Here is a 10,962-nt window from a genome sequence, read left to right on the forward strand (position 1 = left end):
GGGGATGTCCGGGGTTCCGCTGCGGGTGGTCAGCTACAACGTCCACGGGTTGCGGGACGACCGGGCCGCGCTCGTCGGCCTGGTCCGCGACCTCGCCCCGGACGTCCTCGTCGTGCAGGAGGCGCCGCGCCGTTTCCGGTGGCGGCAGAAATGCGCGCTGCTCGCCTCCGAGACCGGCCTGGTGGTGGCCGCCGGTGGCCTACCCTCGCTGGGCAACCTGCTGCTGGTCAGCATGCGGGTGGCGATCCGCCGCACCTGGTGCCTGCGCTATCCGCTCACCCCGGGCCGGCACCTGCGCGGCGCGGTCTTCGCCGAGGCCTCGGTGCGCGGGGCCGCCTTCACGGTCTCCGGCTCGCACCTGGCGACCGACCCCGCCGAGCGGCCCGCGCAGGCGGCCTTCTGGAAAGAGGAGATGGCCCGCGCCGAGGGCCCGCTGATCGCCGCCGCCGACCTCAACGAGGGCCCGGGCGGGAGCGCCTGGCGGATGGTCGAGGACGGCCTGCTCGGCGCCGGCGACGACATACCCACCTTCCCGGCGACCCTGCCACAGCGGCGCATCGACGGTCTCTTCGTGACCCCGGACGTATCCATCCAAAGTTACGAGATCATATCGACGGACCGCGCCCGTGCTGCTAGTGATCATCTGCCGGTCGTCGCGGACCTTCTGCTCCCTTCCTCCCAGCCCTGAGGTCTGCAAGGATCGCCGGGTGCACGACTCCCCCGACCCGGGTGACCGTCGCGACGCCGTCTGTGTGGTGGGCGCCGGCGCCAGTGGTCTCACCGCCATCAAGAACCTGCGCGAGCTGGGCTTCGCGGTCGACTGCTACGAGCGCGAGACGTCCGTCGGCGGCGCCTGGAACTGGCGCCACGACCGCAGCCCGATGTATGCGAGCACCCACCTGATCTCGTCCCGCCCGCTCACCGAGTTCCCCGACTTCCCGATGCCGGACACCTGGCCCGACTATCCCCATCACAGTCAGGTCCTGGACTACCTGGAGCGCTACGCCAGGCACTTCGGGCTCGGCGAGCACATCTGGTACGGCATGGAGGTCGTCTCGGCGGTGCCCGCCGACGACGGCCACTGGGATGTCACCATCCGGTCGACGGGCGGCGGTTCCTCACGGACCCAGCGGTACGCGGCTGTCGTGGTGGCCAACGGGCACAACTGGTCGCCGCTCAAGCCGGAGATTCCGGGGGAGTTCCGGGGGCAGGTTCTGCACGCTGGGGCGTACAAGGACCCGGCGAAGCTGCGCGGTCGCAAGGTGCTGGTGATCGGCGGCGGCAACACCGGCTGCGACATCGCCGTCGAGGCGGCGCAGCAGGCCACCCAGGTGTGGCACTCCACCCGCCGCGGCTACTGGTACGCGCCGAAGTACGTTCTCGGCCGCCCCGCCGACCAGGTCAACGACCGCCTGCTCAAGTGGCGGCTGCCGCTGCGGCTGCGCCAGTGGCTCTACCGGCGCACGGTCCGGCTGACGAACGGCGACCTCACCCGCTTCGGCCTGCCCGAACCCGACCACCAGCCGTACGAGAGCCATCCCGTGGTCAACAGCCAGCTGCCCTACTACCTGGGGCACGGCCGGATCCACCCGGTGCCGGACGTGGCCCGCTTCGACGGCGCGGCCGTCGAGCTCGCCGACGGCAGCCGGGTCGAGCCCGACCTGGTGATCACCGCGACCGGGTACCGGCCGCGTTTCGACTTCCTGGCTCCCGAGCTGCTCGACGCCGACGAGAACGGCCGTCCCGACCTGCACCTGCACTCGTTCGCCCGGCGGCACCCCACGCTCGCCGTGGTCGGGCTGCTCCAGCCGGACTCCGGCCTGTTCCCGCTCGCGCACTGGCAGAGCGTCGCGATCGCCCGCTGGCTGCGGCTGCGTACCACCGACCCGGTCCGCGCCGCGGCGGTGCAGCAGAAGGAGTCCACCCGGTCGCTGACGAGCTGGTCGCGCCGTCAGGTGCTGCCCACGTCGCGGCACTGGTTCGAGGTGGACCACGTCGACTACCTGCGTTCCCTGGAAGGCCTGTTGAAGCAGATGGAGACGGCGCCGTGAAGTCCGACCTGCTGCGTTTCCAGGACTGGACCGATCCGGTGCCGCCGGCCGACCGCGAGGTCGTGGCGCTGCTCCCGGACGAGACCGAGGACCAGCCGCCGGTGCTGTTCGTGCCGGGGCTCGGGCACGGCGCCTGGGCATTCGCGGAGCACTGGCTGGGCCACGCCGCGAGCCGGGGCTTCCCGGCGCACGCGGTCACCCCGCGGGCCGGCGGTGACCTGCGCGCGCAGGTCCACGACGTGGTGCAGGTGGCGGCGTCGCTGCCGCGGCAGGCCGTGCTGGTCGGCCACGGCGTCGGCGCGCTGGTGGTGGCCCGTGCCCTGGGCCGCTATCCGGCCCGGGCGGCGGTCCTGGTGGCGCCGGTGCTGGACGGCTGGGCGGCGCTCGGTGCCACGCTGCGGAGCAACCCGTTCGGCACGCTGCCGGCCCTGTTCGGCGGCCGGCTGCGGCTGTCCGCCCGGCAGCTGTTCGCGAGTGAGCTGCCGGCCGAGGAGGTCGCCGCGTACCTGGAGCGGATCGACGCCCGTCCGCGCGCCGAGCTGATCAGCCGGTCACCGCTGCCGGAGCCGGTCGGCGCACCGCCCACCCTCGTGGTGGGCAGCCCCGACGACCGGATCGTGCGCCGGGCGCCCCTGGACCGGGCTGCCGCCCGCTACGGCGGTGCGCCGCTGCTCTTCCCCGGCATGGGTCACGACCTGATGCTGGAGAGCGGCTGGGCCGAGCCGATCGACGCGATCCTGGACTGGCTCGGCAAGCAGCTGCCGTCGCGGGACCACTGACCCCTTCCGGCGGGGTCACTGACCCTTGCCGTCGCGAGATCACTGATCCTTACCGGCCGGGTTACTGATCCTTGCCGGGGGGTGGTGCTGATCTTTGGCGGGGGACTCGGCGGCGGGGTGTGTCGGCGGGTAGCTGCTCGGCGAGCCGTCCGGTGTGGTCCAGGGCGGTCAGGTAGGCCCGGGCCCAGGCCAGGATGTCGTGGCGGGTCAGGTGCCGGCGCATCGCGGTCATCCGGGCCTCCAGGTCGGCGGGCTCGGCCTCCATGGCCCGCAGCAGGGTCTCCTTGAGCCCGTCGACGTCGTGCGGGTTGACCAGGAAGGCCTGCTCCAGTTCGGCGGCCGAGCCGGCGAACTCGCTCAGCACCAGGGCGCCCGCGCCGTCCTCCCGGGCGGCGACGAACTCCTTGGCGACCAGGTTCATCCCGTCCCGCAGCGGGGTCACCACCATCACGTCCGCGGTCTGGTAGAGGGCGGCCAGCTGGGAACGGTCGAACGGCTGGTTCAGGTAGTGGATGGCGGGCTCGCCGACCCGGCCGTACTCGCCGTTTATCCGGCCCACCTCGCCCTCGATCCGGTCACGCAGGTCCCGGTAGCTCTCCACCCGTTCCCGGCTCGGCACGGCCACCTGAACCATCACCGTGTCCCGTACCTTCACGTACCCGTCCCTCAGCAATTCGCTGTACGCCGTGAGCCGGTGCTCGATGCCCTTCGTGTAGTCCAGCCGGTCCACGCTGAGCAGCACCCGTTTCGGCTGCCCCAGATCGTGCCGCAGCTGCTTCGCCTGGCCCACCACGTCGGGCCGGCTGGCCAGTGCCCGCATCTCGGCGACGTCGATCGAGACCGGGAATGCTCCGGTGCGTACCGTCCGGCCCTCCACCGTGATGGCGTCGTCGGTGACCACGGCACCGAGCAGTTTCCGCGCCAGCTGGGCGATGTTGTGCGCCGCCTGCTCCCGCTGGAAGCCGACCAGGTCGGCGCCGAGCATCCCGCGCAGCAGCTCGACCCGGCGGGGGAGCTGCATGAACAGCTCGGGCGGCGGGAACGGCACGTGCACGAAGAACCCGATCAGCAGGTCCGGGCGCAGGTCCCGGAGCATCTCCGGCACCAGCGAGAGGTGGTAGTCCTGCACCCAGACGGCGGCGCCCTCCTCGGCCACCTCGGCGGCGGCGTCGGCGAACCGCTGGTTGACCATCCGGTACGTCTCCCACCAGTCCCGGTTGAAAACCGGCTGCTGCACGGCGTCGTGGTAGAGCGGCCACAGGGTGGAGTTGGCGAAACCCTCGTAATAGCCGCGCAGCTCGTCCTCGGTCAGCGAGACCGGACGCAGCCGGAGGCTGCCGATGTCGGACATGGCGGGTGCCGGGCCCACGCCACCGGCCCATCCGACCCAGGTCGCGGGTGTCGGCTGGAGGATCGCGTGCAGGGCGCTGGCGAGGCCACCTGGGCTTCGGCGCCACTCGCAGGCGCCGTCCGGGGCGGCGTTGTCATCGAGGGGCAGGCGGTTGGCGACGACGACGAGGGAACTCTGACGCATCACCGTAGGTTACCGACTGAACACCGATCTCTGTCTATGCGGTGGGGCCTGTCTCCGTCGGCGAACCCTTACACGACGGCGCCGTCGTCGAATTCGTCGTCGTCGTCACCCGAGCGCAGCCGCCACACCAGGGTGACCGCGCCGCCGACGATCGCGGCGAAGCCGATGAGCGTGACCAGGTGCGGGTCGATCGGGATCAGGGTCGGGAAGAGGAAGAGCACGAACCCCAGCACCACACCGAGCAGGCCCATCACCGCGTATTTCGAGATCCGCGGCATGGGCGGGGGCGGCGGTGGGACATAACGCTCGTCGTCGTCGAACTCCTCGTCGTCCGGCAGGCCGGTGCCGAAGGTGTCGAGTCCGTAGAGGATCGACGGCTCCTGCGGGTCGGTGCGCCGCCGGTTGAGCGGCGTGCCCTCCTCGGTCACCGGGCGGCCCGGACGAGGCGGCTCCGGCTGCGGCTGCTCCTGTGGATCGACGTTCTCCGTCGACGGCCAGGGTGCGGCGTCCTGCTCGACCGTGGTGTGGAAGCCGGCAATGATCTTGTCCCACTCGGCGTCCACCTCGGCCTGCGGCCGGGGATCCGCCGGTGGGGGCGTGGGCAGGGCTCCGCCGGTCACCTTCTGCAGGTGCTCGCGTGCCGTCTCCAGCATCGTCCGGTCGACGAAGAGCCGGTCGATCGGCCGCGCCGGGAGCGTGGTGGCCCTCAAAATCGGGTTCAGATCGGCCGTCGGCTGAAGATATGCCGCGATGCCACCAGCCGCGAGCACGTCGAGCATATGCTCGCCCACCCGCGGATCCACGTCTCCCGCCGCTGCGAAGTCAGCGGCGTCGAGCCCGTTGTCGCGCCGCCCGCGACGGGCGCCACCCGTTGTCACTGATGCACACCCCCTTGCCGACCGTGCCTTGAATGGTGACACGGCAGGCACCTGTTGCGGGAGTGCGATTGTGGCGCGCCGCTCCCGCTTCGTACGCTTCTTCCGCCCCGGACGCACGGTGGTAACCGCTGAAAGGACGTCAGTGTTCTACTGGCTGCTGAAGTTGGTGGTCCTCGGACCGCTGCTGAGACTGGTCTTCCGCCCCAAGGTGGAGGGCTTGAAGAACGTTCCCCGGACCGGCCCGGTCATCCTGGCCTGCAACCATCTCTCGTTCTCCGACTCGATCTTCACCCCGCTGATCATGAAGCGGAAAGTGACGTTCGTCGCCAAGGCCGAATACTTCACCGGCAAGGGGATCAAGGGGTGGTTCTCCCGGATGTTCTTCACCGGTGCCGGGACCATCCCGGTGGACCGTTCGGGCGGTGAGGCCGCCCAGGCGGCGCTGGACACCCTCCTGAGAGTCCTCAACGAGGGCAACATCGCCGGCATCTACCCGGAGGGCACCCGCTCGCCCGACGGGCGTCTCTACCGCGGCAAGACCGGGGTGGCCCGGCTGGCGCTGGAGAGCGGCGCCCCGGTGGTGCCGGTGGCGCTGCTGAACACCGACCAGATCCAGCCGACCGGGACGCTGATCCCGAAGGTCAAGCGCGTGCGGATCCGGATCGGCAAGCCCCTCGACTTCTCCCGCTACGCCACCCAGCGCGGCGACCGCTTCGTCGAGCGCGCCATCACCGACGAGATCATGTACGAGCTGATGGCCCTCTCCGGCCGCGAGTACGTCGACATCTACGCCTCCACCCTCAAAACCACAGTAGAAGCCCCATCCCGCCCCAAAACCACCAACCCGGTCCGCCCCAACCCCTGACCGCGCGCCGGTTGGGGTTACCCACTCAAGACGAGGGGTCCGAAAACGACCAGCACAGCGAGGTCGTTTCGGGCCCCTCTTCTCAGCTGCCCATCCCGGCTCGGCGGCGGAGGGCCTGCACGTCGGTGACGACGATGCGGCGGCCCTCGGTGCGCAGCCAGCCGCGGCTGGCGAACGAGCCGATCGCCTGATTGACGCTCTGCCGCGAGCCCCCGGCCATCTCGGCCAGCTGGCTCTGGTTCAGCTCGATGGTGATCATCGGAGCCTGGCTCTCGCCGGAGAGGCGGACCAGGGTCTTGGCCACCCGGCCGGGCAGGTCGAGGAAGACGTGGTCGGCGTTCTGCTCGGTGAGGCGGCGGATCAGGCCGCCGACCGAGCGCATCACGGCGTCCAGGATGCGCGGGTTCGAGTGGACCAGGTCCATGAAGGCGGCCCGGGACAGCGAGAGCGCCTGGGAGTCCTCGATGGCCTCGGCGGACGCGCTGCGGGTCGAGGCGTCCAGCAGGGAGACCTCGCCCAGCACGTCGGGCGGGCGGACCACGGTGAGCACGGCGCGCTCACCGGTGGGTGCGGTACGGAAGACGGCGACGGCACCGCGCTTCATGATGATCAGAGAGTCCCCGGGGTCGTGCTCGACGAAGAGGATCTGCCCCTTGCGGTAGTGACGTGGCACGGCTGTGGCGATGACGCGATGCCGAACGTCCGGCTCCAGCCCGGCGAACATGTCCACGCCGGTCAATGCGTCGCCGTTATCCGGCATGCGGTGGTCCACGGCGTTATCCCTCCCCCGATGGGGACCGCGTCGACCCGGCCGGCGCCGGCCCCACGACGCGAACGATCACTAATAGCACGAAGCATGCTCCGAGCGCCATTCCCAGCCCGGACATCGAAGCTCACCCCGTACGATCATGTCGCTTCGGTAGCATTCTGTAAACCACCCATCGCCTTCTGTGATTGTCGCCCACGCTGTCCGTCTCTTTAGCGGCATGTGTCGAGATAATCCCGCGGTGCCGGATGATGAGCTTCTTCGATCGACACTGCGCGACCAGTGGCATCTCGTTCCGACCGAGATCACCGCGCGTCCGGTGACGCTGATGTCACGCGGCTGGGACATCACCGCGGGCTCCGAGCGCTACGTGGCCCAGCTCGCCGAGAGTGGCGCACGGCAGCCGATGGAGGCCGGGCTGATGGCGGCCGAGCACCTGCGGGCGGTCCGGGTCCACGCCGGCGAGCCCGTCCGTACGCTCGGTGGCGGGCTGACTGTCGAGACGCCGCACGGGGCCCTCGCCGTACTGCGCCGTCTGCCGGGGCGGCATCTGGACGGGCGGGATCCGGTCGATCAACAGTGGTGGGGCGAGCGGCTGGGTGCCGTACACCGTGCTCTTCAGGATTTTCGCCACCCGGGCCTGCGACCGTGGCAGCCGCTCGACCCCGACGCACCCCATCCCGAAGCGGAGCCCTGGCTCCGCGAGACGGTCACTGCGGCGATGACCGCCGCCACCCGGCTGACCGTGACTGATCAGCTGACGTACGGCGTGCTGCACGGCGACCCGGCGCCGGACACGTTCGTGCTCGACCCGGGCACCGGACGGTCCGGGCTGCTGCACTGCGGTGCGAGTGGCACCGGGCCGCTCGTCTACGACGTGGCCGCCGCGGTGGCCTACGCCGGTGGACCGGACCATGCCGGCGAACTGCTCGACGGCTATCGCGCGGCCGGGCCGGTGAGCGCCGACGAGATCGACGCGGCGCTGCCCGTCCTGCTGCGCCTGCGGTGGGCCGCGCAGGCCGACCGGGCGGCGCGGTACGGCTGCGAGGCGAAGCTGAACATCGCCAGAGAGGCCCTGGAATCCATGCCCGGATGACGATGGGCAAGGATGGCGGCAGTCAGTCGTCAGTCCGTCTTCGGGCGGAAGGGATGGGGAGGTCGGATGGGGATCTACCGCTATTTCTACGACTGCGAGTTCATCGAGGACGGGCGCATCGTCGACCTGGTCTCGATCGGCGTCGTCGACGAGTTCGGCCGTGAGTTCTACGCGGTCAGCACCGAGTTCGACGACACCCGCGCCGTGCCGTGGGTGCGCCGCAACGTGCTCGACAAACTACCGTCGCCGTCCGACAAGTCGTGGCGCAGCCGGGAGCGGATCCGTGAGGACCTCCACGAGTTCCTGATGGAGCCGATCCGCGGCCGGGACGAGCAGATGGAGCTCTGGGCCTGGTACGCGGCGTACGACCATGTGGCGCTCGCCCAGTTGTGGGGTGCGATGCCGGCGCTGCCCCGGGAGATTCCCCGGTTCACCAAGGATCTGCGTCAGCGGTGGGACGACCTGGGCCGGCCGAAGCTGCCGGAGATGGCCGGCCGGCATGACGCGCTGGTGGACGCCCGGCACAACCTGGCCCGGTGGAACGTCATGACCGCTCTCAGTGGTAGCGACTCCACGGCATCCTCATGAACGGCGGCGGCTTTCCAGGGGCGGCACGCACTCGCGCATGATCGCTTGGATGTCGGTCTCGGAGGGCGCGGCGCCGAGATCGCCGTTGCCGGGGCGGGCGCGAAGGCCGTCGATGACCAGCTCCAGATAGCGCTCGTAGAGCCCGGGGCGGCAGCCGGCGCTGTTCTGCGCCAGGTCGGTGACCATCGCCATGATGATCGGGAAATCCTGGAACCCGGCGTCCGGGCGCAGTGACCCCTCGTCGTGCGCGCGGGCCATCAGCTGCTCGAGCAGCGGGACGATCTGCTCGCCCGCCCTCGTGAAGTGGTGCTGGTCCATGCTCAGCGCCGCGTCACGCAAGCCGCGGTCGCGGGCGTGCATCCGTGCCGACCGGCGCAGAAAGTCGGTCAGCCCCTCCCACCCCGACGGCGCGTTCAGCGCCTCCTCGGCGAGGGTGACGAGATCTTCCAGGCGATCCGTGAAGATCGCCTCGACCAGCGCCTCCTTGGTGGGGAAGCGGCGGTAGACCGTGCCGACGCCGACGCCGGCGTGGTGCGCCACGTCGTCGAGCGTGGCGGCGAAGCCCCGGGCCGCGAAGACCTCCTGCGCCGCCTCGAGGATCCGCTCCCGGTTGCGCTGGGCGTCGCGCCGCAGGGGCCGGACCTCCGTGTCTGTCATGTGGCCAAGCCTACATTCAAGTGGAGGTAAGTCCTCAACTTCTGCTGCTAGCCTGCCGATGTGGAGGACGAACCTCAACTTATGGCTTCACGGCGGGAAGGCCCACGCATGAGCACCCTTACTGATCGACCACGCGCCGCCGAGGATGAGACCCAGGCGCCGTCCAACGGCCGCTGGTGGGCGCTCGTCGTGCTGGCGCTGGCCCAGCTCATGGTGGTGCTGGACGCCACGATCGTGAACATCGCACTGCCCACCGCCCAGGCCGACCTGTCGTTCGACGACGCCGGCCGGCAGTGGGTGGTGACCGGGTACGCGCTCGCCTTCGGCAGTCTGCTGCTGCTCGGCGGCCGGCTCTCCGACTTCTTCGGCCGCAAGCGGATGTTCCTCATCGGGCTGGTCGGCTTCGCGCTGGCCTCCGCGCTCGGCGGCGCCGCGCAGAACCTGGAACTGCTGATCGTCGCCCGTGCCCTCCAGGGTGCCTTCGGTGCCGCGCTGGCACCGGCAGCGCTCTCGCTGCTCTCCACGACGTTCACCCAGCCGGCCGAGCGCGGTAAGGCGTTCGGCATCTTCGGCGCGATCTCCGGCGCGGGCGGCGGCATGGGCCTGCTGCTCGGCGGCGTCCTCACCGAGTACGTCTCCTGGCGCTGGTGCCTCTACGTCAACCTGCTGATCGCCGCCATCGCCGTCGTCGGCGCGCTCACCAAGCTCCGCGACGAGCCGGTCCCCGCCCACGGGAAGATCGACATCCCCGGCACCGTGACCGCCGTCTCCGGCCTGGTCGCCCTCGTCTACGGCCTGGCCAACGCCGAGACGGACGGCTGGACCGCCGCCATGACCCTCGGCCCGATCTTCGCCGGACTGGCGCTGCTCGGCCTCTTCATCGGCATCGAACGCCGCGTCGCCCACCCGCTGCTCCCGATGCGCGTCGTGCTCGACCGCAACCGGGGCGGCTCCTACGCCTCGATCGCGATCGCCGGCGCGGGGATGTTCGGCATCTTCCTCTTCCTCACCTACTACCTGACCGCGGTGCTCGGCTTCACGCCGATCAAAACCGGCCTGGCGTTCCTGCCGATGCTCGGCTCGGTCATGCTCACCGCCACCACCGCCGGATCCATGCTCGCCCCGAAGATCGGGCCGCGCCCGCTGGTGCCGGTCGGTGCGCTGGTGGCGGCCGGGGGCATGCTCCTGCTCACCCGTCTCGACCTGGACTCCACGTACGCCGGAGGGGTTCTTCCCGGCCTGATCATCATCGGCCTGGGGCTCGGCCTCGTGTTCGCACCTACCCAGAACGCCGCCACCTCGGGCGTCGAGCACCGTGACGCGGGTGTCGCCTCCGCGATGATCAACACGGTGCAGCAGATCGGTGGCTCCATCGGTACCGCTCTTCTCAGCTCCTTCTTCGCCACGAAGGTCGCGGATTACGCGGCTGGTCATGCCGCTACGCCTCAGTTGCAGCTCGAGGCTCAGCTTGCTGGGTACCACACGGTGTTCTGGTGGTCGGCGGGGTTCTTCGTGCTGGCTGCGGTGGTTGCCGCTGTGCTGTTCCGGACCGGGCCGCTGGACGTCGACCCGGATGCTCCGCCGGCACTCGCGCACTGAGTCTTCGTTGTGCCGCGCCGGCGTTGCCCTCATACGGGCGGCGCCGGTTTCGGCGTTTCCGCCCTCCGTCGAGCGCTGGCAGATCTTGTGGAGTTGTCCGGCAACGGGGTGCCCGAAGCCCTCAAGATCGCGGGAGGGGCGGGGCGGGG

Annotated in this window: 11 protein-coding genes; 7 read left to right on the top strand and 4 right to left on the bottom strand. The window is 70.5% G+C overall.

Annotated elements, in window-relative coordinates; translation table 11 throughout:
* The first annotated feature begins 4 nt into the window (after positions 1-4).
* Genes ACFQV6_RS42735 through ACFQV6_RS42745 form a run of 3 tightly spaced genes read left to right on the top strand, consistent with a single transcriptional unit; the run spans position 5 to position 2,830 of the window.
* Positions 5-688, top strand: coding sequence for an endonuclease/exonuclease/phosphatase family protein (locus ACFQV6_RS42735; protein WP_378033458.1), 684 nt, complete (start codon positions 5-7; stop codon positions 686-688).
* 19 nt (positions 689-707) lie between these two features.
* On the top strand, positions 708-2,051 hold the full coding sequence (locus ACFQV6_RS42740; RefSeq protein ID WP_378033459.1) for a flavin-containing monooxygenase: 1,344 nt from the start codon (positions 708-710) through the stop codon (positions 2,049-2,051).
* Positions 2,048-2,830: an alpha/beta hydrolase gene (locus ACFQV6_RS42745; RefSeq protein ID WP_378033460.1), complete on the top strand. Its 783-nt coding sequence runs from the start codon at positions 2,048-2,050 to the stop codon at positions 2,828-2,830. Before ACFQV6_RS42740 ends, ACFQV6_RS42745 begins: the two co-directional genes overlap by 4 nt.
* 61 nt (positions 2,831-2,891) lie before the next feature.
* On the opposite strand, the gene ACFQV6_RS42750 is transcribed toward ACFQV6_RS42745, so the two are convergent.
* Positions 2,892-4,364 (bottom strand): trehalose-6-phosphate synthase, encoded by a 1,473-nt coding sequence (locus ACFQV6_RS42750; protein ID WP_378033461.1) that lies wholly within the window; start codon positions 4,362-4,364, stop codon positions 2,892-2,894.
* Between the two features lie 68 nt (positions 4,365-4,432).
* Complete coding sequence (locus ACFQV6_RS42755) at positions 4,433-5,242, bottom strand: DUF308 domain-containing protein (RefSeq protein WP_378033462.1); 810 nt, start codon at positions 5,240-5,242, stop codon at positions 4,433-4,435.
* 142 nt (positions 5,243-5,384) lie between these two features.
* On the opposite strand from ACFQV6_RS42755, the gene ACFQV6_RS42760 reads away from it, so the two are divergent.
* Positions 5,385-6,107 carry a lysophospholipid acyltransferase family protein gene (locus ACFQV6_RS42760; RefSeq protein ID WP_378033463.1) on the top strand — a complete coding sequence of 241 codons (723 nt, stop codon included), beginning with the start codon at positions 5,385-5,387 and terminating at the stop codon, positions 6,105-6,107.
* Between the two features lie 82 nt (positions 6,108-6,189).
* On the opposite strand, the gene ACFQV6_RS42765 is transcribed toward ACFQV6_RS42760, so the two are convergent.
* Positions 6,190-6,867 (bottom strand): Crp/Fnr family transcriptional regulator, encoded by a 678-nt coding sequence (locus tag ACFQV6_RS42765; RefSeq protein WP_378033468.1) that lies wholly within the window; start codon positions 6,865-6,867, stop codon positions 6,190-6,192.
* A 247-nt stretch (positions 6,868-7,114) separates the two neighbouring features.
* Between ACFQV6_RS42765 and ACFQV6_RS42770 the strand changes: the two genes are divergently transcribed.
* Together ACFQV6_RS42770 and ACFQV6_RS42775 are read left to right on the top strand one after the other, a co-directional pair.
* Positions 7,115-7,969, top strand: coding sequence for a phosphotransferase enzyme family protein (locus tag ACFQV6_RS42770; RefSeq protein WP_378033464.1), 855 nt, complete (start codon positions 7,115-7,117; stop codon positions 7,967-7,969).
* Positions 7,970-8,035: 66 nt separating this feature from the next.
* Positions 8,036-8,557: a polyadenylate-specific 3'-exoribonuclease AS gene (locus ACFQV6_RS42775; RefSeq protein WP_378033465.1), complete on the top strand. Its 522-nt coding sequence runs from the start codon at positions 8,036-8,038 to the stop codon at positions 8,555-8,557.
* Here ACFQV6_RS42775 and ACFQV6_RS42780 read toward each other — a convergent pair.
* Positions 8,552-9,214 carry a TetR/AcrR family transcriptional regulator gene (locus ACFQV6_RS42780; RefSeq protein ID WP_378033466.1) on the bottom strand — a complete coding sequence of 221 codons (663 nt, stop codon included), beginning with the start codon at positions 9,212-9,214 and terminating at the stop codon, positions 8,552-8,554. The genes ACFQV6_RS42775 and ACFQV6_RS42780 overlap by 6 nt on opposite strands.
* Positions 9,215-9,322: 108 nt before the next feature.
* Between ACFQV6_RS42780 and ACFQV6_RS42785 the strand changes: the two genes are divergently transcribed.
* A complete protein-coding gene (locus tag ACFQV6_RS42785) occupies positions 9,323-10,813 on the top strand; it encodes a DHA2 family efflux MFS transporter permease subunit (protein WP_378033467.1) in 1,491 nt (496 codons plus the stop codon).
* Positions 10,814-10,962: the final 149 nt, after the last annotated feature.

The organism is Actinoplanes sp. GCM10030250, assembly GCF_042666575.1.
In the GTDB taxonomy this organism is placed as follows: domain Bacteria; phylum Actinomycetota; class Actinomycetes; order Mycobacteriales; family Micromonosporaceae; genus Actinoplanes.